Source organism: Peribacillus sp. NPDC094092 (genome assembly GCF_050279365.1).
Taxonomy (GTDB): domain Bacteria; phylum Bacillota; class Bacilli; order Bacillales; family DSM-1321; genus Peribacillus.
Genome location: NZ_JBNNUC010000001.1, coordinates 1,014,984 through 1,037,178, shown reverse-complemented (window position 1 = coordinate 1,037,178; position 22,195 = coordinate 1,014,984). Strand labels below are relative to the sequence as shown.

Below are 22,195 nucleotides of genomic sequence, written 5' to 3'. Positions count from 1 at the left end.
ATATGGCATTTGAAGGATTGGCCGACCGACTGCAGAGCACGATGCAAAAGATTCGTGGAAAAGGGAAGGTCAACGAAGCGGACGTAAAAGAAATGATGCGTGAAGTTCGATTGGCCCTGCTTGAAGCGGATGTTAACTTTAAAGTCGTGAAGGATTTTGTAAAACGTGTCAGTGAACGTTCGGTAGGTCAGGAAGTGCTGAAAAGCTTAACCCCCGGTCAACAGGTAATTAAAGTAGTTAAGGAAGAATTGACGGAGCTGATGGGCGGCGAACAAAGCAAGATTGCCGTTGCCTCGAAACCACCGACCGTCATTATGATGGTAGGGCTTCAGGGTGCTGGTAAAACGACGACCACCGGAAAGCTTGCCAATCTTCTTAGAAAAAAATACAACCGCAAGCCATTGCTCGTTGCGGCTGATATTTACCGTCCGGCGGCGATTAAGCAGCTTGAAACACTTGGCAAACAATTAAGCATGCCTGTTTTCTCCCTAGGGGACCAGGTCAGCCCTGTTGAAATTGCCAAACAGGCAATTGAAAAAGCTAAGGAAGAACATCATGATTATGTGTTGATCGATACCGCAGGCCGCCTTCATGTTGATGAAAACTTGATGGGCGAACTGAAGGATATCAAAGAGTTGACAAAACCTGATGAAATCTTCCTGGTTGTCGATGCGATGACAGGTCAGGATGCGGTCAATGTAGCCCAAAGCTTCAATGAACAGCTAGGCCTTACTGGAGTCGTCTTAACGAAACTTGATGGGGATACACGTGGTGGTGCGGCACTTTCCATTCGTTCGGTCACCGATACGCCGATTAAGTTCGTCGGTATGGGGGAAAAATTGGATGCACTTGAAGCGTTCCATCCAGAACGGATGGCGTCAAGGATTCTGGGCATGGGTGATGTATTGACCCTTATCGAAAAAGCACAGGCCAATGTAGATGAAGAAAAAGCGAAAGAATTAGAGAAAAAGATGCGTACAGCCACTTTTACCTTTGATGATTTCCTTGATCAGCTTGGTCAGGTGCGGAATATGGGACCACTTGATGATATTCTGAAAATGATTCCTGGTGCGAATAAAATGAAAGGGATGGACAACCTTCAGATCGATGAGAAACAGATCGGTCATGTGGAAGCTATCATCCGTTCAATGACTACGCATGAAAAGGAACATCCGGAAACCATGAATGCATCCCGCAAGAAACGGATTGCCAAGGGAAGCGGCAGATCGATTCAAGAAGTGAACCGTCTACTGAAGCAATTCGAAGAAATGAAAAAGATGATGAAACAGGTTACGAACATGCAAAAAGGAAAGAAAAAGGGATTCAAATTCCCGTTCATGTAAGGTTTATTTTAGGTCGAAACTGAAGCGGAATACAGGTCGAATCCATGTATTTCAACACTTTTTTTACCTGTTAAGAAAAAAACCTTTACAAACATGCAAGACATTTGATATTATACTATCTTGTGTGAAACTATTCGGAGGTGCTTATTTAAAATGGCAGTAAAAATTCGCTTAAAACGTATGGGAGCTAAAAAATCTCCTTTCTATCGTATTGTAGTTGCAGATTCTCGTTCACCACGTGACGGACGTTACATCGAAGTGGTAGGAACTTATAACCCGGTGGCTCAACCAGCTAAAGTTGAAATCAACGAAGAGCTTGCTCTTAAATGGTTACAAGATGGAGCTAAACCATCTGATACAGTTCGTAACTTATTCTCTACACAAGGCATCATGGAAAAATTCCATGTTGCAAAAAACAGCAAGTAATCGACGGTAGTTGATGAAAGCACTGATTGAAACGATTGTTTCAGCACTTGTGGATTATCCGGAAGAGGTCATCGTGACCTCCAAGGAAGAATCCGACCGGATTGTTTATATCCTCTCGGTTCATAAAGAGGACATGGGCAAGGTGATCGGTAAACAAGGGCGTGTTGCTAAGGCGATTCGGACTGTGGTATATGCAGCAGGATCTTCACAGCAGAAGAAAATCTATTTGGAGATTTCCGAATAAGGAGGGTTAATACCCCTCCTTTTTTTGTACTTCAAGAAAGTGAAATTCCGAATAGGGTCCTAATTGAATAGACCAGTACTTTAAACTTTACGCCTTTTTAAGACGCATCTTTTACCGATTTACGTTATACTTAAGAGAATGACCCCCATTTCAAAAAGATTACCCCATCATACATATTTTTTGAAGGAAATAAGAAATCATAGATAATAGGAGGTGCTGGAATGAAAATTCTCCAAAACGTAATCGTTAACCAAGTATTAACGGAATCCAGCAAGAATCAGCTCCTCGAGAAATACAAGTCAAAACGCCTTCAGCTTCAAAAAGAGAGTGAACAGCTTCGCTTTGAACTGAAAAAACTTGAAAAAACAAGAACTCTCCAACCTGCTAGTCTCCGTGCTCATTTTGAAAAAGAAATAAACCAGAGGCAAGAAAAAATTAAACTGCTTGAATTTCAAATGGAGCAGTTGGAGATCCTTCCCGCAGGTAGTGAATTAAAGGAACGGGAAGTTCAAAGTATCATTGATGTGGAAATTGGGGCAGATTGGGACGAAATTATGGCAACGAAGACCATTGTCATTAAAGATGGAATCGTCTCGGAAATTCGTTAGAGGTGAAAGAATGGAAAAATGGTTTAATGTAGGTAAAATTGTCAACACACATGGTCTTTTAGGAGAAGTCCGTGTTATTTCTTCAACAGACTTTCCGGAAAAACGATACAAAGTGGGAAATACCCTGTATTTGTTTAGGGACACGGAGAAAAAACCTTTGCCGCTTATCGTCAGGTCGCATCGTACCCATAAAAACTTTAATCTGTTGACGTTCGAGAACTTTTATAACGTCGGCCAGGTCGAGGCTTTTAAAAACGGGGTCCTGAAAGTCAAGGAAGCACAACTTGGTGAATTGGATGAAGGTGAGTTCTATTTCCATGAAATCATCGGCTGTTCGGTATTTACGGATGAAGGCAAGGAAGTTGGGGAAATCACTGAGGTCCTTACGCCTGGTGCCAATGATGTTTGGGTCATTAAGAAAGCTGGCAGTAAGGACATCCTGATCCCGTATATTGAACAAATTGTAAAAGAAGTGGATATTCCCGCTAAAAAGGTCATCATTACACCGATGGAAGGACTTTTGGACTGATGAAAATCGATGTGCTTTCGCTTTTTCCAGAAATGTTCGAAGGGGTATTTGGTTCGTCCATCTTAAAAAAGGCTGCGGAAAAGCAGGCTGTCAGCTATAAGGTGACCAACTTTCGAGATTATGCAGATAATAAACATTCGACGGTAGACGATTATCCGTATGGCGGCGGTGCCGGAATGGTATTGAAGGCACAGCCGATCTTTGACGCTGTGGAAGCTCTAAAAGGCCAAGGTGAGCTAAACCCAAGGGTAGTCCTGCTTTGTCCCCAGGGAGAGCGCTACACGCAGAAAAAAGCCGAAGAGTTTGCTGGAGAGGACCATCTCATTTTCATTTGCGGGCATTATGAAGGGTATGACGAGCGTATCCGGGAGCATGTCGTCACTGATGAAATATCGATTGGTGACTTTGTGCTTACAGGCGGGGAATTGGGTGCAATGGTCATTATTGACAGCGTTGTGCGCTTGCTGCCTGGCGTTCTGGGAAATGTTGACTCCCCGATTCTTGATTCCTATTCTTCTGGTTTGTTAGAGCATCCCCATTATACTAGACCTGCAGATTTCCGGGGGATGAAAGTTCCCGATCAGCTAATATCCGGGAATCATAAAAAAATCGATGAATGGCGGATGAAGGAATCTCTGCGCAGAACTTGGATTCGACGTCCGGATTTGCTCGATAGTTATGAACTATCGGAAGTTGAAAAAAAATTATTATCCGAGATTAAAAAAGAAGACTGATGTCTATTGCATCGACGTTTATAGTATGATAGGATATAACTTGTGACTTGGGCAAAATGCTCAGTCTTATAACGATGTTCCGCTGCAAACAAAAAGTATTTGCAAGAGCGTCCAGGAGGAGTTGAAATCGATGCAAAATCTTATTAACGAAATCACAAAAGAACAACTTCGCTCAGATCTTCCATCATTCAGACCTGGTGACACAGTACGTGTACACGTAAAGGTTATTGAAGGAACTCGCGAACGTATCCAGTTGTTTGAAGGCGTTGTAATCAAACGTCGTGGCGGCGGAGTTAGTGAAACTTTCACAGTACGTAAGATCTCTTACGGCGTTGGAGTAGAACGTGCTTTCCCTGTTCACACACCAAAAATTGCGAAACTAGAAGTTATCCGTCACGGTAAAGTACGTCGTGCGAAACTTTATTACCTACGCGAACTTCGTGGTAAAAAAGCACGTATTAAAGAAATTCGTCGTTAATCCTTCGAATATCTTCATGCGGGTTTACCATGATCCACATAAGGTGAATAACCAAACAGTATCATGCAAAAAAAGGGAGCTTGTTTATCAGGCTCCCTTTTTGCACTTTAAGAAAAAGTGAATACACATACGGTGAAAACCTGCTCGCTATGGCGTCCGCAACATGTTAAAATAATTGTTGATATGCTTCAAAAAGGGTGGGTAAGGATGGCGAAGAAGAAAAATGAATTGTGGGAATGGACGAAGGCGGTCATAATCGCGGTTATAGCGGCGACGCTGATTCGTTATTTCCTTCTGGCTCCCATTGTTGTGGACGGTAATTCCATGATGCCGACATTAAAGGATACGGACCGCATGATCGTTAATAAAATCTCCTATTCGATTGGCGAACCGAAAAGATTCGACATCATCGTTTTCGAAGCTCCAGAAGGCAAAGATTACATAAAGCGGGTCATCGGATTGCCAGGGGAAAAAGTGGAATATAAAGATGATACTCTTTACGTGAATGGAAAAGCTTATGATGAGCCATACTTGGATGAATATAAAGAACAATTGATAGATGGCGGGGATTTGACGGAACCTTTTACATTAAGTGATGTCATAGAACAAGGAACGGTGCCTGAGGACACACTATTTGTCCTAGGGGATAATCGCCGTTTTAGTAAGGATAGCCGCCATATTGGCGTTGGTGTCGTTCCTTACGATAAAGTGTTAGGAAAAACTAAATTAGTTTATTGGCCAATTGAAGACTTTAGATTGGCGGAATAGTAGGAAGGTGGATTCCATTGACAATACAGTGGTTCCCTGGCCATATGGCCAAAGCAAGACGGGAAGTAACAGAGAAATTAAAACTGATCGACATCATCTTTGAACTTGTGGATGCCCGGATTCCGGCATCTTCACGAAATCCGATGATCGATGAAATCATTCAGCATAAACCGAGGGTTATCCTTTTGAATAAAGCTGATATGGCCGATCCGGTAAAAACGAATATGTGGCTTGAGCATTATAAGTCGCAGGGGAAAACGGCGATTGCCATTAATTCGCAGGCAGGAAACGGTTTAAACCAGATAACAGCTGCTGCCAAAAATCTTTTAAAAGAGAAGTATGAGCGGATGGAATCAAGAGGAATAAAGCCAAGAGCGATCCGTGCCATGATAGTCGGCATTCCGAACGTAGGGAAATCGACTCTGATCAATCGACTTGCCAAAAAGAACATTGCCAAAACAGGGAATACTCCTGGCGTCACGAAAGCGCAGCAATGGATAAAAGTTGGTAAGGAATTGGAATTGCTGGATACGCCGGGAATTCTCTGGCCGAAATTCGAGGATCAAGAAGTTGGTTTGAAGCTTGCATTGACAGGTGCGATCAAGGATACGATTTTAAACTTGCACGAAGTCTCTTTATACGGTCTTCGCTTTTTGGAAAAAGAATATCCAGATAGAATGAAATCCCGATATAACCTGGATGTGATTCCCCAGGAAACGCTCGAATTGTTCGATGCGGTCGGAAAGTTCAGGGGCTGTTTGGCATCTGGGGGCTTCATCGATTATGATAAAACCGCAGAGTTGGTCGTACGTGAAATCCGTTCAGAAAAGATGGGCCCGCTTACGTTTGAGGTCCCATTGGATTATGAAGAGGTTGATATCCCCGATTAACATGAAGTGATACGGAGCTGGAGTTGGATGTCGAAAAGGTATTTCTTTTTGATGTCTCTTTTCCGCTCCGTATTTTTGTCTGAACTGAAGAAAGGAAGCAATACTGCCGATAATTAATATGATGGGTGATATATGATGGTAACTGCAATGAGCATTAAGGAAATCTCCGTAAAGTTAATGACAATAAAAGAACCCGAAGATTCATTTCTACAAGAATGCCGGGAGGACGGAAGAAAGGGAGTAACCGACTTAGTAAGCAAATGGCAAAGAGCTTATGAAAAAGAACAACAGGTAAGGGATGCTTTCACGGAAATGACAGAGTTTGAACGCCAGTTGCGAAAACAGGGGTTTTCCATTCTGGCTGGTATCGATGAAGTGGGAAGAGGACCGCTTGCAGGACCAGTTGTGACGAGTGCAGTCATCTTGCCTGAATCTTTTTATTTGCCAGGTCTTAATGATTCTAAAAAAATTTCAGAGTCAAAAAGGGAACGGTTTTATGAGATGATTTTCAAGGAAGCACTATCCATAGGTGTGGGTGTTGTACATAGCGAAGTTATTGATGAAATCAATATATATCAAGCCACGAAAAAGGCAATGGTGGCCGCATTGAACGATTTGTCAGAGCTTCCTGATCATTTGTTGATCGATGCGATGAAACTGGATGTGCCGATTCCGCAGCTTTCTCTCATAAAGGGTGACGCAAGAAGCATTAGCATCTCTGCGGCCTCCATAATAGCGAAAGTGACCCGTGATAGGATGATGAAGGAATATGGTGAAAAACATCCGGAATATGGTTTCGAAAAGCACATGGGTTACGGGACGAGCCAACATTTAGAAGCACTCGGCACGCACGGGCTTACACCTTGGCATAGAAGAAGTTTTGCGCCAGTTAAGGAAATTGCTGCACGAACGAAGGGCTGAGGGGGGATGAGGGGTGCAATCCATAACAAGCAGCCAACCAAATCCTTCACCCATTGAAGTTAAAGGATCTGTGAGTTTGAAAAACGGGCAAATCCTAATCGGGAAGGTGAATAAGGTTTTTCCTGACCAAACGGCTCAGGTACAGATTGGCCATCAGAGAATGATTGCCAATCCCGAAAGCCCGCTACGAACAGGGGAAAGGTACTGGTTTCAAGTGAAGCACCCAAAAGAGGGGGGTGTCGTGTTAAAAGCTTTGGATTCCCCCGATTTGACCGTTTCCGGCTTAAAGGGAAAGGCTGCGCAATTGATCGCTCAACTCGGAATGAAGCCTGAACCGGCCGTAACGAAGCTTGCCGAATACCTTCTGACCAATCGGCTTCCGATAACCAAGGAGACCTTTCAGTCGGCATTGCAATGGTTAAAAGCTGCGGGTGCTGAAGAAGCCGGTCTGCCTGTAATAAAATCGATGTTCATTCAGCAATTGCCATTTGTAAAGGGTGTATTTGATGCATTATTTACACAGTCCAAAGGTGAACCTTTCCACAAACTACTCGGTGCTTTCAAGCAACAGCTGCAAGATGGCGGGGGAGTATCGAGGACGGCCGTCAAGCTTAAGGGGGTATTGGGCTCTTTACATGTTGTTAAACAGAACCAGCTTCGACAAAATGGTTTGCAAAACCTAGTGACCACATGGCTTGATCCCGATTCAACGCCAGAAATGAAATCCGGTGCATTTTCCCTGCTTCAAAAGACGGGTTTAATGCCAAACGAAATGACAGAATCTGTTTTTCTGGAAAAATTAATGGATGGAGCTGTGGAAAGATCCGGTATGGCCAAGAATTCAGTGATTGATAAATTACACCAAGGATTGCAGTTGCTTTCCAGGGCAAAAAACGGTGCATTTGCAAAAGTTGATGAGATCGAAACGACCATTGACAGCATATTTAAAGGTCATGATCATGAGGGGACAAACCTGCCAGCTGATATCCACTCGATACAGAGAAAAAACATTGCTGCAGAAAAACTTTCCCCTCTTGCCTTTCAATTACTGCAGGGTGCTTTTACCGAAACAGCTAAACAGGCAAAAGGCGGAAAAATAGAAGTGAATGACCTTATAGGCTACTTGAATATGGATACAGGGCAAATAGAGGAGTCGAAGGGTAAGGTAGCTGAATTAATGTTTCAGTCGCTTAATAAGCTTCCTGAGGCCCAATACGTTGGGGGTAATGAGAGGCTTGTCCTTGCACATGTCCTGGAAGCTGAATTTCGAACAATCGATTTCGCCAATGGACCTTCCGTTGCCCACCAACTAAAAGAAATGACCAAGGTCCTTGGCCTTCAGCTGGAACATTCACTCATTAATTTTTCCGGAGAGGTTATGAAGGAGATCCCGAATGATTTAGAGACACTTAAACCGCTCCTGCTTAAATTGCTGAATGAGCAAATTCCTGCATCTATCAAGGAGACGGCAGAACAAATCCTAAATCGGATTACTGCGCAACAGATCCTTTCGCAGGAAAATGGGCCGATTCAGAATTTGCTCCTGACACTTCCACTCAATTTGGGATCGATTCAAACGGACCTAACTATACAATGTAGCGGAAGGAAAACAAAAGATGGCAAAATAGATCCGGATTACTGCCGAGTCCTATTTTATTTAGAATTGGAACGTCTTAAAGAAACGATCATCGACATGCAGGTTCAAAACCGAATCATAAAAGTGACGGTCATCAATCGGCATGATGCAGTACTTGAAGAGGCAGCGGATAAATATCTTGACACCCTAAGAGAGAATCTCGGAAAAATGGATTACAGATTATCAGGGGTTTCATTTGTAAAACCTATGAATGAAAAAGAGCGCGACCAAAGGGTGAACCCGATTCCTTTTTCGGAAGCCGGTTCATATAGCGGAGTGGATATTCGAATATGATGAATGATCAACGAAAAGAAGCCATTGCCTTAAAGTATGATCAAAGTACATCCGAAGCGCCCTTCATATTGGCGAAGGGGAAAGGTAAAATAGCTGAAAATATACTGGAAAACGCCATGAAACTGGATATACCGGTCCAGAGGGACGAATCTCTTGCTGCACTTTTAGGTCAATTGGATATCAATCAAACGATTCCGGAAGAATTATATGGAGCAGTTGCAGAGGTATTTGCATTCATTTATAAAGTTGACAAGGGAAAGAATCGGTAGGATCCTGGTTATCTGTGATTTCACCAAATGGGATTCTGTTGGTTTTTGTAGAATAGTAGGGAAATCACTAGCGCATATTCATTATATTAAAAAAATACTAAACTATTTACAAAAGGACAAGGCGATGGCTTTGTCCTTTCGCTTTTAGTTAGGGTCAGACAAAGGATAACCGTAATTTACCATGAAAAGATCTCTGAGCTGATATGATGAAAAGGCTTTCACGATAGCGTTTTCACTAGACCTTATAACTGTAATGACAAAAAAATCAAAGCAAAAATAAATCCACTTAATAAGAAAAAACCAACGGCAAAGAAGTTTTTTACCATTTTACACGGGGGTATGGAAGTATATTATAATAATATTTTAAAAATTTCGTGAAAGAAAATTATGCACGAAGGAGAATTTTGTTGTAATATGATAGAGAAAACACGCATTAAATTTCGAGGTTGTTTTTTAGTAGATAAGGAGGATGGGAAATGAATATCCATGAGTATCAGGGGAAAGAGATATTGCGACAATACGGGGTATCCGTTCCAAATGGCCGGGTTGCCTTTACTGTTGATGAAGCAGTGGAAGCAGCGAAGGAGTTAGGTACGGAAGTTGTTGTCGTAAAAGCTCAAATTCATGCGGGCGGCCGCGGGAAAGCCGGCGGAGTCAAGGTAGCGAAGAATCTTGATGAAGCACGTACATATGCAGAAGAGATTCTTGGCAAGACGTTGGTGACCCATCAAACAGGACCTGCAGGCAAGGAAGTTAAGCGTTTACTTATTGAAGAGGGCTGCGACATTACGAAAGAGTATTACATCGGTCTGGTCCTTGACCGTGCTACGAACAGTGTCGTGTTGATGGCTTCAGAAGAAGGCGGAACGGAAATTGAGGAAGTGGCCGAAAAGACGCCAGAGAAAATTTTCAAAGAAGTAATCGATCCGGTTGTAGGCCTGACTGGCTTCCAAGCACGGAGGATTGCATTCAATATCAATATTCCGGCTTCACTTATAAATAAAGCTTCCAAGCTAATGGTTAACTTATATACAGCTTTCGTTGAAAAAGATTGCTCAATCGCAGAAATCAATCCATTAGTGGTTACGGGCGACGGCAATGTAATGGCACTTGATGCCAAGTTGAATTTTGATGATAATGCGATTTACCGCCAAAAAGACATCGCGGAATTCCGTGATTTGGATGAAGAGGATGCAAAAGAGATTGAAGCATCGAAACATGGCCTTAGTTACATATCGCTTGACGGAAATATCGGATGCATGGTTAATGGTGCCGGACTTGCTATGGCAACGATGGACATCATTAAACATTATATGGGAGATCCGGCTAACTTCCTTGACGTTGGTGGCGGCGCCACTGAGGAAAAAGTGAAAGAAGCTTTCAAAATCATCCTTTCCGATAAAAATGTTAAAGGCATCTTCGTTAATATCTTCGGAGGAATCATGAAATGTGACATCATCGCAACAGGTGTCGTGGCTGCTGCTAAAGAGCTTGGCCTGGATGTCCCTCTTGTTGTTCGTCTTGAAGGAACGAATGTGGACCTTGGCAAAAAGATTCTAAAAGAGTCAGGTTTAAATATTACGGCTGCTGAATCAATGGCTGATGGAGCACAAAAAATAGTATCACTTGTAGGATAATAGGCAGGGGGGAACATAATGAGCGTTTATATTAATAAAGATACGAAAGTGATCGTTCAAGGAATCACTGGTGCAACAGCATTATTTCATACAAAACAAATGTTGGAATACGGCACGAAAATCGTTGGAGGAGTCACTCCGGGTAAAGGTGGAACAGAAGCGGAAGGGGTACCTGTATTCAATACAGTTTCCGAAGCTGTCACTGAAACCGGAGCGAAGGCTTCCGTTATCTATGTACCGGCGCCATTTGCTGCCGATGCAATTCTGGAAGCCGTAGACGCAGAACTTGATCTTGTCATTTGTATCACGGAACATATTCCTGTTCTGGATATGGTCAAGGTTAAGCGGTACATGGAAGGCAAAAAAACTCGCTTGATCGGACCGAACTGCCCAGGTGTCATTACTCCTGAAGAGTGTAAGATCGGTATCATGCCAGGATATATCCATAAAAAAGGCCATGTTGGTGTAGTTTCACGTTCTGGAACTTTAACGTACGAAGCCGTTCACCAATTATCGCAAGCAGGCATTGGGCAATCTTCAGCTGTAGGTATCGGTGGGGATCCAGTTAATGGAACGGATTTTATTGACGTATTGAAGGCTTTCAATGAAGATCCTGAAACACACGCTGTGATCATGATCGGGGAAATCGGCGGAACGGCAGAAGAAGAAGCAGCAATCTGGGTGAAGGAAAATATGACTAAGCCAGTTGTTGGTTTCATTGGTGGCCGTACGGCTCCTGCCGGTAAACGCATGGGACATGCTGGTGCCATTATCTCAGGAGGTAAAGGGACTGCTGACGAGAAAATCCGCGTCATGAACGAATGTGGAATTAAAGTTGCCGAAACTCCATCCGTAATGGGTGAAACATTGATTTCCGTCTTGAAAGAAAAAGAGATTTACGAACCTTGTAAAACCCATTAATTTAAGCTGGGCCGACCTTTTTTTGGGTCGGTCTTCTTTTCCTCCAATTTCCTCGGGAGACACCGAGTACATCACCATCAACCTACCTATAAAAATATCCGATTAGGGGCGTTTCAAATTGAATAAAAAAGAAAAGTTAATCCATCTCCATCATTGCCGGGGGGCAGGATGGAAAACAATCCAAATAATCATGTCCAAAGACCCATCATTATCTTCACTGTTCACGACGAATTACATGGAATGGGCAAAAATGCTCCCTATCCCCTCAAATAAGCTTAACCTCTTTTTCGAAGATTTACATTCTCTCAATACCATCGATAAACTTAAAAATTACGAAGATAGCAAAATCCATTGTTTGACGACCTTCGATGATGAATATCCTTTTTTGCTGAAGCACATATTCGATCCTCCGTGGGTTCTTTATTATAAAGGCGATAAGAAGCTTTTAACAAGGAAGAATACACTAGGTGTTGTTGGAACACGTAAGCCAACCTCGTATGGTCTGGAGGCCTTAAAATCGATTCTATTACCGCTCGTAAAAAAAAAGTTCGTGATCATAAGCGGAGTTGCGGCTGGAATCGATGCAGAGTCACATAAGATTGCATTAAGGGAAGGCGGAGATACGATTGGGGTTTTAGGAGGGGGGCTTATGCAAATATATCCGAGATCCAATATTACCCTTGCTGAAGAAATCACCAATAAAGGCTTGCTTATATCTGAGGCTCCACCGGAAATGAAGGCAAAACCTTGGATGTTTCCGCTTAGGAATCGAATCATCAGTGGATTATCACAAGGAGTATTCGTGGTCGAGGCAAAAGAAAGAAGCGGTTCCCTTATTACGGCACAAACAGCTTTGGAACACGGCAGGGACGTATTTGCTCTTCCCGGCAATGTTACGAGCCCAGAATCACTGGGGACCAATCAATTGATTTCCGATGGTGCCAAACTTGTTTTGAGTTCCAGGCAGATCGAGGAAGAGTACTAAACAATATAATATAGAAGATAGACGGAGAACTAAACGGGATAATAGAAAAAAAGGTGCTTTTTTAAAACGATGGGTTGAATTATTAGACAAAAAGGTTGAAAATATTGTAAAACTGTTATAAGTTTTGCAAATGGCACCTCTTGTCAAAATACCTATTAATAATTGAATCAGCATGTTTTGAAAAGTAAAGAGGTGTTGACAAATGATTTTTGAATGATTAATAATAGTGAAGATTTATATTACCTCTTTGAGGAGGATTTATTGGATGTCAGAATACTTAGTGATTGTGGAATCGCCCGCAAAGGCGAAAACAATAGAACGTTACTTGGGAAAAAAATATAAAGTAAAGGCTTCCATGGGGCATGTTCGAGATTTGCCTAAAAGTCAAATGGGTGTCGATGTTGAACGTGAATATGAACCTAAATATATAACTATCCGCGGCAAAGGCCCGGTTTTAAAAGAATTGAAAACCGCTGCGAAAAAAGCGAAAAAAATCTATCTCGCGGCTGACCCCGACAGGGAAGGGGAAGCCATTGCCTGGCATTTGGCCCACAGTCTTGATGTTGACATTAACTCAGATTGCCGCGTGGTATTCAACGAGATCACGAAAGATGCTATCAAAGAATCATTTAAATCGCCGAGGCCAATAAATATGAAATTGGTTGATGCCCAGCAGGCAAGAAGGGTCTTGGATCGTTTAGTCGGATACAATATAAGCCCGCTTTTGTGGAAAAAGGTGAAGAAAGGCTTAAGTGCGGGACGGGTCCAATCGGTTGCTGTACGGATGATCATTGACCGGGAGAAGGAGATCAAGGATTTTATCCCGGAAGAGTATTGGACAATAAAGGCTGATTTTGTTAAAGGAAAAGAACAGTTTGAAGGTTCCTTTTTCAGCCTTGGCGGCGAGAAGAAGGAATTAAATACCGAAGAGGACGTCAAAAAAGTGCTCGCTTCTTTAAATGGCGGCGAATTTACGATAGGAGCTGTGGCTAAAAAGGAAAGAAGGCGCAATCCAGCTGCCCCTTTTACAACTTCTTCCCTGCAACAGGAAGCGGCACGTAAATTGAATTTCCGTGCAAAGAAAACCATGATGCTTGCTCAGCAGCTTTATGAAGGAATAGAGCTTGGCAAGGAAGGTACAGTCGGGTTAATCACTTATATGAGAACCGATTCGACCCGGATTTCCGATGTTGCGAAAGAGGAAGTCCATACCTTCATTCAAAATAATTATGGTAAAGATTATGTTCAGGCTGAACAGCGCAAGGAGAAAAAACAAACTAATGCACAGGACGCCCATGAAGCAGTCAGGCCAACAAGCACATTGCGTGAACCGGGTGTAGTCAAGGAGTTCTTATCCAGAGATCAATTCCGTCTTTATAAATTGATATGGGAGCGATTCGTTTCCAGTCAAATGTCTTCGGCGGTCATGGATACGATGAGCATCGACCTTCATAACGAGGATGTCATCTTCAGGGCAAATGGTTCAAAAATTAAATTTCCGGGTTTTATGAAGGTATATGTTGAAGGGTCCGATGACTCGGTGGAAGAAAAGGAAAATGCACTTCCGGATGTGAAAAAAGGAGATCAATTCTTTTCAAAAGATATCGAACCGAAGCAGCATTTCACACAGCCTCCACCCCGATATACTGAAGCCCGTCTTGTCAAAACCCTAGAGGAACTGGGAATAGGCCGTCCTTCTACATATGCCCCTACCTTGGATACGATTCAAAAACGCGGCTATGTTACCTTGGATAATAAACGATTCATCCCAACGGAGCTTGGTGAGATCGTTCTTGAATTGATACGCGAATTCTTCCCGGATATTCTTGATGCAGAGTTCACTGCCAAGATGGAACAGGAATTCGACAGCGTCGAGGAAGGCAGCATCGAATGGATAAAGGTCATTGATGAATTTTATAAGGAATTTGCAGTTCATCTGGCCAAAGCCGAAGTCGAGATGGAGAAAATTGAAATCAAAGATGAACCAGCTGGTGAAGATTGCGTGGAATGCGGACATGGTATGGTCTTTAAGATGGGACGTTATGGAAAGTTCATGGCATGCAGTAATTTCCCGGATTGCCGTAACACAAAGCCAATCGTTAAAGAAATCGGTGTCAAATGCCCAAAATGTAAAGAAGGAAACATCATTGAAAGGAAAAGTAAAAAACGCCGCATATTTTACGGATGTGATACCTACCCTGAATGTGACTTCATATCGTGGGATAAACCGCTGCCGCGCAGTTGTCCAAAATGTGAAGGTACACTTGTTGAGAAAAAACTCAAAAAAGGCGTCCAGGTCCAATGCATGGATTGTGATTTCAAAGAAATGCCCCAAGCATAGATAAGACTGTGAAATCGTTTACTTTCCCTGAGAACTATCAAAAAAAACTAAATATAAATTGACTCGGCATCTGCCGGGTTTCTTTATGTTCAGGAAAGTATGATATCATGATTATATGTGGATTCCCTTCCAAGAAGAAAATGGATAAAGCTTGAAACTTTTTTATTTAGGCCATGTGATGTAAAATTCAGTGGACAAGTACATTCTTTTAAAGATATAATTCCTATTTGTGTCCGTTACCCTTTTAGAAGATGGATTGCAGGAAGAATGCCGGCTTTGTGGCATATACTTTAAGATTATCGTTAGCAGGAATGAGTATTTCGGGTATAAATACATAGATATCGTTAAAAATGAAACTTTATGAAAGCAGTTTTAATGATAAATGATCCTGTCTTATCATATCTATACATGGAGGTTCGAAAAATGAAAGAAACAAAAGTAAGTGTAATCGGTGCCGGGCTTGCTGGAAGTGAAGCGGCGTGGCAGTTAGCTAAAAGAGGAATTAAAGTCGATCTATATGAAATGCGCCCTGTAAAACAAACACCAGCCCATCATACCGATAAATTCGCTGAACTTGTTTGTTCCAATTCACTTCGGGCAAATACTTTAACAAATGCAGTTGGTGTATTAAAAGAAGAAATGCGCATACTGGATTCGGTCATCATGTCCGCAGCAGATGCTTGTGCTGTACCGGCTGGCGGTGCTTTAGCTGTTGACCGTCATGAATTTGCCGGTCTTGTTACGGAAAGGGTCAAAAACCATCCAAATGTGACGGTCATTAATGAAGAAGTGACGGAAATTCCGGAAGGTCCGACCGTTATTGCAACCGGCCCGCTTACAAGTCAATCACTATCTGACAGCTTGAAGCAAATCATGGATGAAGAATACTTGTACTTCTATGATGCCGCAGCGCCAATTCTTGAAAAAGACAGCATCAACATGGATAAAGTATATTTGAAATCCCGTTATGATAAAGGGGAAGCAGCTTACTTGAACTGTACGATGACGGAAGAAGAGTTCGACCGCTTTTATGAAGCATTGATAGCTGCTGAAACAGTACCACTTAAAGAATTCGAAAAGGAAATCTTTTTTGAAGGCTGCATGCCCATAGAAGTGATGGCATCACGTGGGAAGAAAACGATGTTATTTGGTCCATTGAAGCCAGTTGGCTTAGAAGATCCAAAAACGGGAAAACGTCCTTTTGCCGTAGTTCAATTGCGTCAAGATGATGCGGCAGGAACACTTTACAATATTGTTGGTTTTCAGACACATTTGAAATGGGGGCCGCAAAAAGAAGTCTTGCAGCTCATACCTGGATTGGAAAATGCGGAAATTGTGCGTTATGGAGTTATGCATCGAAACACTTTCATAAACTCACCTAATGTATTGAAGCCTACATACCAATTCAAGAATCGGGATGATTTATTCTTTGCCGGTCAGATGACTGGTGTCGAAGGGTATGTAGAATCTGCTGCATCAGGACTTGTGGCAGGTATCAATGCTGCAAGGATCGTCCAAGGACTGGAGCCTATCATATTCCCTGCGGAGACGACAATGGGCAGCATGGCAAGGTACATAACATCGACGAATGGTAAGAGCTTCCAACCGATGAATGCCAACTTTGGATTGCTTCCAGACCTTGAAGTGAGAATCAAATCCAAAAAAGAGCGGAACGAAACGCATGCTAAACGCGCTTTGGACACAATTCAGAACTTTGTGAAAAATTTGTAAAATATTTGCCTGCTGTTTTAAAGTATGATACTATTTATTAGCCTTTGCGAGGTGTTTCCATGATTAATCAAAAAAAGGCATTATCATCCTTCATCGAATATTTACAAATTGAAAAAAACAGTTCACAATACACCATTGAAAATTACAAACGTGATATTCACGAATTTTTCCTGTTCCTTAATGAACAGGGCATTGAGGATATCACGTCAGTCGAATATTTTGATGTGCGGTTATATTTAACGAATTTATATGAGAAAAACCTTTCTAAGCGCACCGTAGCAAGAAAAACTTCTTGCTTGCGGAGTCTTTATAGATTTTTACTGCGTGAAGGTGATGTGAAGGATAACCCTTTTTCTTTGGCTTCTTTACCTAAAAAGGATCAAAAACTGCCTCGTTTTCTTTATGAGAAGGAAATGAATCAGTTGTTTTCTACTTTAAAGAAAGATTCACCGATAGGAATAAGGAACAATGCCTTACTGGAATTATTGTATGCTACAGGAATTCGAGTTAGTGAATGTTGTGAGATTAAACTGCAGGATATCGATCTTTCCTTAGGGACGGTACTGATTCATGGAAAAGGTAAAAAGGATCGCTACGTTCCGGTAGGTAGTTATGCACAGGAAGCGATAGATTTATACATACGTACAGCCAGGATGGAATTGACTTCGTCTGACGCCAAGGCGCATGTTTACTTATTTGTTAATTTTCGTGGAGACCCTCTGACACCAAGGGGAGTTCGCTATATATTGAATGAATTGATTAAAAAGTCAGCCGCAGATGGAAGTCTTCATCCCCATATGCTAAGGCATTCGTTTGCTACACACCTATTGAATAATGGAGCGGACATTCGCACGGTTCAGGAATTGCTTGGTCATTCTAAAATTTCATCAACGCAAGTGTATACGCATGTTACAAAAGACCAATTGAAAAAAGTCTACAATGCATCACATCCGCGGCCTTAAATGTTGAAAGGGGACACTTTATGACAACGATATTTGCAGTGCATCATAAAGGTGAATGTGCCATGTCCGGTGATGGGCAGGTTACTTTAGGAAATTCAGTAGTGATGAAGCATACCGCGAGGAAAGTAAGAAAAATCTTTAATGGTAATGTCCTTGCAGGTTTTGCAGGTTCCGTTGCAGATGCATTCACTTTATTTGAGATGTTCGAAGCTAAACTTGAAGAGTATAATGGCAATCTTCAGCGCGCTGCCGTCGAAATGGCAAAGCAATGGAGAAGTGACAATGTATTGAGAAAGCTGGAAGCCATGCTAGTCGTGATGGATAAGAGCCATTTGCTGCTCGTTTCTGGCACCGGGGAAGTAATTGAACCGGATGACGGTATTCTCGCCATAGGATCGGGAGGGAATTATGCTCTGGCTGCCGGCAGGGCATTAATGCGGTTTTCCAGTGACCATTTATCGGCTAAGGAAATCGCTCAATCATCTTTACAAATTGCAGCGGAAATTTGTGTATTTACGAATACGAATATAATCGTGGAAGAGTTGTAAGGAGGAGCGCAAATGTCAAAAAAAGCTAATTTAACACCGAGGCAAATCGTTGAAAAACTGGATCAGTATATCGTAGGGCAGCGTGAGGCAAAACGGGCAGTGGCAGTGGCTCTTCGGAATCGCTACCGACGTTCCCTTCTCTCGGATCAACTTCGTGATGAAGTCGTTCCGAAGAATATATTAATGATTGGACCGACAGGCGTTGGGAAAACAGAAATAGCTCGGAGAATGGCTAAATTGGTAGGTGCTCCTTTTGTAAAAGTTGAAGCAACGAAATTTACGGAAGTCGGATATGTCGGCCGGGATGTTGAGTCGATGGTTCGTGATTTGGTGGAGACTTCCGTCCGCCTCGTGAAGGAAGAAAAGATGGCCAGCGTAAAGGAGCGTGCAGAAGAAAATGCAAATCGCCGCTTAATAGAACTTTTAGTGCCATCAACAAAAAAACAGAGTAATTTCAAGAATCCTCTTGAAGTCTTTTTTGGAGGCAATAACAATCAAGACGACCAGGATACGGAAGAAAATTCCGAAGATTTAAGTTTGCAGGAAAAAAGAAAAATCGTCGCTGAAAAGCTGGCTAATGGTGAATTGGAAAGTGAAATGATAACGGTCGAAGTGGAAGAACAGGCTGCTTCGATGTTTGATATGCTCCAAGGTTCGGGAATGGAACAAATGGGGATGAACATGCAGGACGCTTTAGGAAGCTTGATGCCGAAAAAAAGCAAGAAGCGCAAATTGAAAGTAAGTGAAGCAAGAACCGTTTTAACGAATGAAGAAGCGGCAAAATTGATTGATATGGATGAAGTCACTTCCGATGCAGTATACGGGGCTGAGCAAAATGGGATTATCTTCATCGATGAAATAGATAAAATTGCCAGTAAGCAATCTGGAAGTTCATCTGCGGATGTATCAAGGGAGGGTGTCCAAAGGGATATCCTGCCAATTGTCGAAGGTTCGACAGTAGTGACTAAGTATGGTTCAGTTAAAACGGATCATGTCTTATTCATTGCTGCAGGTGCCTTTCATATGGCTAAGCCATCCGACCTTATCCCTGAATTACAAGGTAGGTTCCCAATTCGTGTAGAATTGAACAAACTGACTGTGGACGACTTTGTACGGATTCTTCATGAACCGGATAATGCCTTGTTAAAACAATATGTTGCTTTATTAGAAACTGAAGGTATAGAAATTGAATTTTCTGACGATGCTGTTCGTAAGATAGCTGAAGTGGCCTTCGAAGTAAATCAAAACACAGACAATATTGGTGCAAGAAGACTTCATACCATTTTGGAACGGTTGCTTGAAGATTTATCTTTTGAAGCTCCGGAAATAACGATGGAGAAGATTACAATTACACCCCAATATGTCGAAGGTAAGCTTGGTTCTATCGCCCGGAACAAAGATTTAAGCCAGTTTATCCTTTAATTTAGATTTTGGCAATGATTTGCCAACGCAATGAACATAAAATTACGGAAATACAACTTCATAGTTATTGTGAACCATGGTATTTTTAGGAGGAACAAATCAAATGAACTTATTAGCAAAAACAAGAAAAATCAATGCAATGCTCCAAAAAGCAGCAGGTAAAGCAGTTAACTTCAAGGAAATGGCTGAAAGTTTAAGTGAAGTTATCGAAGCGAATGTATTCGTTGTCAGCCGCCGCGGGAAATTACTTGGCATAGCGGTCAGTCAGCAAATTGAAAACGAACGCATGTACAAAATGTTGGAAGATAAACAATTCCCTGAAGAGTACACAAAAAACCTGTTCAATATTCCTGAAACCTCTTCGAATCTTGATATCGAAAGCGAATATACTGCTTTCCCAGTCGAAAACAAAGAGCTTTTCGCATCTGGATTAACAACGATCGTACCGATTATGGGTGGGGGAGAACGTTTGGGAACATTGGTTCTTGCCCGTTTACAAGAAAAATTTCACGATGATGATTTAATTTTGGCTGAATATGGTGCGACTGTAGTCGGTATGGAAATTCTACGTGAAAAATCAGAAGAGATAGAAGAAGAAGCTCGTAGTAAAGCTGTTGTTCAAATGGCAATTTCCTCGTTATCTTACAGCGAATTGGAAGCAATTGAGCACATCTTTGAGGAGCTTAAAGGCAATGAAGGTCTGCTTGTAGCATCCAAAATCGCAGACCGTGTCGGCATCACCCGTTCCGTTATCGTTAATGCACTAAGGAAACTGGAGAGTGCCGGAGTCATTGAATCCCGCTCATTAGGAATGAAAGGTACTTATATCAAAGTATTGAACGATAAATTCCTTCTGGAATTAGAAAAGCTTAAAAATAATTAACATACTGAAAAGGCAGTCCTTTAAAAAGGGCTGCTTTTTTTTGGTATTTAGATCTATTGCTCTCCGGGACTAATAAGTAAAAGCGGGTAATGACAGGGGAGAGAAAGGAAAAAAAGAGGTAATTCGAATTAAATGGAAATGTGAATATAGGCTGGTTTTCTTTAGAAATGAAAAAAATAGTTAAATTTTTCTTTAAAAGGGTAATTATATTGTTATAACTGTTGTAATAGTGAAAATGAACGTTGTTGTAACTTTTTTGATTTATAAAAACTCGATGGATAACGTGTTTTAGTCATTAGGGGATTTTGTCGAATGAAGCAGAGTTTTGAAAAAAACGTTTTTTTTTCAAAAAAAGAAAAAAGGCAGTAATCCTTTGTTTTCTTAAGAACCCTTTATTTTAAAGGGAGAAATCAACTAATTTGAAATAATTAATTGAAAGTAAATATGAAAATTAGTTCTAAAGTATCAGGTATATAGGTTTGTTTTTCGATATGATATAAAAGCTAATAGAAGTAAAATTTGGTTAAAATGTAGAATATCATATTAATATGTAATATTACGTATTTTAATCCTGTAATCATACTAATAAAAACGACATAACCTATCATTTTATGACAATTTTCGACGATAATAGGTCTAAAGTCTGATGGTTGTTTATGGACATAGTTATAATGTTTCTTTAAAATTAAAAACGTAAATATACTGGGTTAATTTATTGATTATGTAATTATTTGTTAATTTATAGAAAGAGGTGATCGATGTGGAATTATTCTCGAATACTTTTCAATATCTAGAAAATGCACTTAATTATTCTAATGTAAAACAAAAAGTCATTTCACAGAACATAGCCAATTCGGATACGCCTAATTATAAAGCTAAAGAGGTCGACAAATCACAATCCTTTAAGGCAGAGCTGGAATCTTCCCTGGAATCATATCGTACAGATGAACGACATTTCGCCTTCAAATCAGAGGGGGGGCATGATTCTCAAATCGTGACGCAGAAAAATGTCCGATATAACAATAATGGAAATAGCGTCGATGTTGATAAGGAAATGACGGAGCTTGCTGCCAATCAGATTTATTATAATGCAGTAGCCGACAGGCTTTCTGGTAAGTTTCAATCATTGCAGAATGTAATTAGAGGAGGTAAGTGATGGGAATCTTCCAAAGTATGAACATGACGGGATCCAGCCTGACGAGTCAAAGGGTAAGGATGGATGTAATCTCTGCTAATATGGCTAATGCCGATACGACCAGGGCGGAATATGACACGGAATCCAAAACATGGAAGCCGTACACGAGAAAATCGGTTGTACTGCAAAGTAAGGAAAACGGTTTTTCAAGTTTCTTAAACGCAGCATCCCAAAAATCGAGTGAGGCAGGGAATGGTGTTAAGGTGACTGGAATAGTGAAAGATAAAACACCTTTTGAATTGGATTATAATCCAGAACATCCTGATGCCGATGAAGATGGTTATGTTGAAATGCCAAATGTCGACCCGCTTCGGGAAATGGTTGATCTAATGAGTGTCACACGTTCATACGAAGCAAATGTGACAGTTTTAAATGCATCAAAGGGAATGATGATGAAAGCTTTGGAAATTGGAAAATAAAAGTTTGAAAG

At 41.5% G+C, this 22,195-nt stretch carries 23 protein-coding genes; all 23 read left to right on the top strand.

The window, feature by feature from the left end; genetic code table 11:
• Window positions 1-2: 2 nt before the first annotated feature.
• The 23 genes from ffh (at window position 3) to flgC (ending at window position 22,184) form a co-directional block, all read left to right on the top strand.
• Entirely contained in the window at window positions 3-1,343 is a 1,341-nt protein-coding gene (gene ffh, locus ACQKNS_RS04865; RefSeq protein ID WP_034313716.1) for a signal recognition particle protein, read from the top strand.
• 153 nt (window positions 1,344-1,496) lie between these two features.
• Complete coding sequence (rpsP, locus tag ACQKNS_RS04860; protein WP_048684918.1) at window positions 1,497-1,769, top strand: 30S ribosomal protein S16; 273 nt, start codon at window positions 1,497-1,499, stop codon at window positions 1,767-1,769.
• A gap of 13 nt (window positions 1,770-1,782) precedes the next feature.
• Window positions 1,783-2,013 (top strand): KH domain-containing protein, encoded by a 231-nt coding sequence (locus tag ACQKNS_RS04855; RefSeq protein WP_048684915.1) that lies wholly within the window; start codon window positions 1,783-1,785, stop codon window positions 2,011-2,013.
• Between the two features lie 221 nt (window positions 2,014-2,234).
• A complete protein-coding gene (locus ACQKNS_RS04850; protein WP_034313711.1) occupies window positions 2,235-2,621 on the top strand; it encodes a YlqD family protein in 387 nt (128 codons plus the stop codon).
• Between the two features lie 10 nt (window positions 2,622-2,631).
• Complete coding sequence (gene rimM / locus ACQKNS_RS04845; RefSeq protein ID WP_427641444.1) at window positions 2,632-3,150, top strand: ribosome maturation factor RimM; 519 nt, start codon at window positions 2,632-2,634, stop codon at window positions 3,148-3,150.
• Window positions 3,150-3,884 (top strand): tRNA (guanosine(37)-N1)-methyltransferase TrmD, encoded by a 735-nt coding sequence (gene trmD, locus ACQKNS_RS04840; protein ID WP_427641443.1) that lies wholly within the window; start codon window positions 3,150-3,152, stop codon window positions 3,882-3,884. Before rimM ends, trmD begins: the two co-directional genes overlap by 1 nt.
• Window positions 3,885-4,014: 130 nt before the next feature.
• Entirely contained in the window at window positions 4,015-4,362 is a 348-nt protein-coding gene (rplS, locus tag ACQKNS_RS04835; RefSeq protein ID WP_034313702.1) for a 50S ribosomal protein L19, read from the top strand.
• A 207-nt stretch (window positions 4,363-4,569) separates the two neighbouring features.
• Window positions 4,570-5,130, top strand: coding sequence for a signal peptidase I (lepB, locus tag ACQKNS_RS04830; RefSeq protein ID WP_427641442.1), 561 nt, complete (start codon window positions 4,570-4,572; stop codon window positions 5,128-5,130).
• A 17-nt stretch (window positions 5,131-5,147) separates the two neighbouring features.
• Window positions 5,148-6,020, top strand: coding sequence for a ribosome biogenesis GTPase YlqF (ylqF, locus tag ACQKNS_RS04825; RefSeq protein WP_427641441.1), 873 nt, complete (start codon window positions 5,148-5,150; stop codon window positions 6,018-6,020).
• Between the two features lie 147 nt (window positions 6,021-6,167).
• Window positions 6,168-6,941, top strand: coding sequence for a ribonuclease HII (locus ACQKNS_RS04820; protein WP_427642133.1), 774 nt, complete (start codon window positions 6,168-6,170; stop codon window positions 6,939-6,941).
• Between the two features lie 13 nt (window positions 6,942-6,954).
• The gene (locus tag ACQKNS_RS04815) at window positions 6,955-8,871 is read left to right on the top strand and encodes a hypothetical protein (RefSeq protein WP_427641440.1); all 1,917 of its coding nucleotides are present in this window, start codon (window positions 6,955-6,957) and stop codon (window positions 8,869-8,871) included.
• Window positions 8,871-9,140 carry an EscU/YscU/HrcU family type III secretion system export apparatus switch protein gene (locus ACQKNS_RS04810; protein ID WP_427642132.1) on the top strand — a complete coding sequence of 90 codons (270 nt, stop codon included), beginning with the start codon at window positions 8,871-8,873 and terminating at the stop codon, window positions 9,138-9,140. Before ACQKNS_RS04815 ends, ACQKNS_RS04810 begins: the two co-directional genes overlap by 1 nt.
• Before the next feature lie 476 nt (window positions 9,141-9,616).
• Window positions 9,617-10,777: an ADP-forming succinate--CoA ligase subunit beta gene (gene sucC, locus ACQKNS_RS04805; protein ID WP_076366553.1), complete on the top strand. Its 1,161-nt coding sequence runs from the start codon at window positions 9,617-9,619 to the stop codon at window positions 10,775-10,777.
• Between the two features lie 18 nt (window positions 10,778-10,795).
• Window positions 10,796-11,698, top strand: coding sequence for a succinate--CoA ligase subunit alpha (sucD, locus tag ACQKNS_RS04800; RefSeq protein ID WP_427641439.1), 903 nt, complete (start codon window positions 10,796-10,798; stop codon window positions 11,696-11,698).
• 118 nt (window positions 11,699-11,816) lie between these two features.
• Window positions 11,817-12,683 carry a DNA-processing protein DprA gene (gene dprA, locus ACQKNS_RS04795; RefSeq protein ID WP_427641438.1) on the top strand — a complete coding sequence of 289 codons (867 nt, stop codon included), beginning with the start codon at window positions 11,817-11,819 and terminating at the stop codon, window positions 12,681-12,683.
• A 265-nt stretch (window positions 12,684-12,948) separates the two neighbouring features.
• Window positions 12,949-15,024: a type I DNA topoisomerase gene (gene topA / locus ACQKNS_RS04790; protein WP_427641437.1), complete on the top strand. Its 2,076-nt coding sequence runs from the start codon at window positions 12,949-12,951 to the stop codon at window positions 15,022-15,024.
• Window positions 15,025-15,447: 423 nt separating this feature from the next.
• Window positions 15,448-16,755: an FADH(2)-oxidizing methylenetetrahydrofolate--tRNA-(uracil(54)-C(5))-methyltransferase TrmFO gene (trmFO, locus tag ACQKNS_RS04785; RefSeq protein WP_427641436.1), complete on the top strand. Its 1,308-nt coding sequence runs from the start codon at window positions 15,448-15,450 to the stop codon at window positions 16,753-16,755.
• A gap of 59 nt (window positions 16,756-16,814) precedes the next feature.
• Complete coding sequence (xerC, locus tag ACQKNS_RS04780; protein ID WP_427641435.1) at window positions 16,815-17,717, top strand: tyrosine recombinase XerC; 903 nt, start codon at window positions 16,815-16,817, stop codon at window positions 17,715-17,717.
• Window positions 17,718-17,737: 20 nt separating this feature from the next.
• Window positions 17,738-18,265, top strand: coding sequence for an HslVU peptidase proteolytic subunit (hslV, locus tag ACQKNS_RS04775; protein ID WP_427641434.1), 528 nt, complete (start codon window positions 17,738-17,740; stop codon window positions 18,263-18,265).
• 12 nt (window positions 18,266-18,277) lie between these two features.
• Window positions 18,278-19,687, top strand: a complete 1,410-nt coding sequence (gene hslU, locus ACQKNS_RS04770; RefSeq protein WP_427641433.1) for an HslU--HslV peptidase ATPase subunit — start codon at window positions 18,278-18,280, stop codon at window positions 19,685-19,687.
• 103 nt (window positions 19,688-19,790) lie between these two features.
• Complete coding sequence (codY, locus tag ACQKNS_RS04765; RefSeq protein WP_427641432.1) at window positions 19,791-20,570, top strand: GTP-sensing pleiotropic transcriptional regulator CodY; 780 nt, start codon at window positions 19,791-19,793, stop codon at window positions 20,568-20,570.
• A 760-nt stretch (window positions 20,571-21,330) separates the two neighbouring features.
• Window positions 21,331-21,726, top strand: a complete 396-nt coding sequence (gene flgB, locus ACQKNS_RS04760) for a flagellar basal body rod protein FlgB (protein WP_427641431.1) — start codon at window positions 21,331-21,333, stop codon at window positions 21,724-21,726.
• Entirely contained in the window at window positions 21,726-22,184 is a 459-nt protein-coding gene (gene flgC, locus ACQKNS_RS04755; RefSeq protein WP_427641430.1) for a flagellar basal body rod protein FlgC, read from the top strand. The genes flgB and flgC overlap by 1 nt, the downstream gene beginning before the upstream one ends.
• Window positions 22,185-22,195 lie beyond the last annotated feature (11 nt).

What these genes read in the sequence shown, in the direction of transcription:
- ACQKNS_RS04820 (WP_427642133.1), top strand. Translation starts at nt 6,168, where the DNA reads ATGAGCATTAAGGAAATCTCCGTAAAGTTAATGACAATAAAAGAACCC.
- codY (WP_427641432.1), top strand. Translation starts at nt 19,791, where the DNA reads ATGAACTTATTAGCAAAAACAAGAAAAATCAATGCAATGCTCCAAAAA.
- lepB (WP_427641442.1), top strand. Translation starts at nt 4,570, where the DNA reads ATGGCGAAGAAGAAAAATGAATTGTGGGAATGGACGAAGGCGGTCATA.
- trmD (WP_427641443.1), top strand. Translation starts at nt 3,150, where the DNA reads ATGAAAATCGATGTGCTTTCGCTTTTTCCAGAAATGTTCGAAGGGGTA.
- ACQKNS_RS04850 (WP_034313711.1), top strand. Translation starts at nt 2,235, where the DNA reads ATGAAAATTCTCCAAAACGTAATCGTTAACCAAGTATTAACGGAATCC.
- hslU (WP_427641433.1), top strand. Translation starts at nt 18,278, where the DNA reads ATGTCAAAAAAAGCTAATTTAACACCGAGGCAAATCGTTGAAAAACTG.
- rplS (WP_034313702.1), top strand. Translation starts at nt 4,015, where the DNA reads ATGCAAAATCTTATTAACGAAATCACAAAAGAACAACTTCGCTCAGAT.
- xerC (WP_427641435.1), top strand. Translation starts at nt 16,815, where the DNA reads ATGATTAATCAAAAAAAGGCATTATCATCCTTCATCGAATATTTACAA.
- flgC (WP_427641430.1), top strand. Translation starts at nt 21,726, where the DNA reads ATGGGAATCTTCCAAAGTATGAACATGACGGGATCCAGCCTGACGAGT.
- hslV (WP_427641434.1), top strand. Translation starts at nt 17,738, where the DNA reads ATGACAACGATATTTGCAGTGCATCATAAAGGTGAATGTGCCATGTCC.
- trmFO (WP_427641436.1), top strand. Translation starts at nt 15,448, where the DNA reads ATGAAAGAAACAAAAGTAAGTGTAATCGGTGCCGGGCTTGCTGGAAGT.
- ACQKNS_RS04855 (WP_048684915.1), top strand. Translation starts at nt 1,783, where the DNA reads ATGAAAGCACTGATTGAAACGATTGTTTCAGCACTTGTGGATTATCCG.
- rimM (WP_427641444.1), top strand. Translation starts at nt 2,632, where the DNA reads ATGGAAAAATGGTTTAATGTAGGTAAAATTGTCAACACACATGGTCTT.
- sucC (WP_076366553.1), top strand. Translation starts at nt 9,617, where the DNA reads ATGAATATCCATGAGTATCAGGGGAAAGAGATATTGCGACAATACGGG.
- topA (WP_427641437.1), top strand. Translation starts at nt 12,949, where the DNA reads ATGTCAGAATACTTAGTGATTGTGGAATCGCCCGCAAAGGCGAAAACA.
- ACQKNS_RS04810 (WP_427642132.1), top strand. Translation starts at nt 8,871, where the DNA reads ATGAATGATCAACGAAAAGAAGCCATTGCCTTAAAGTATGATCAAAGT.
- sucD (WP_427641439.1), top strand. Translation starts at nt 10,796, where the DNA reads ATGAGCGTTTATATTAATAAAGATACGAAAGTGATCGTTCAAGGAATC.
- ffh (WP_034313716.1), top strand. Translation starts at nt 3, where the DNA reads ATGGCATTTGAAGGATTGGCCGACCGACTGCAGAGCACGATGCAAAAG.
- rpsP (WP_048684918.1), top strand. Translation starts at nt 1,497, where the DNA reads ATGGCAGTAAAAATTCGCTTAAAACGTATGGGAGCTAAAAAATCTCCT.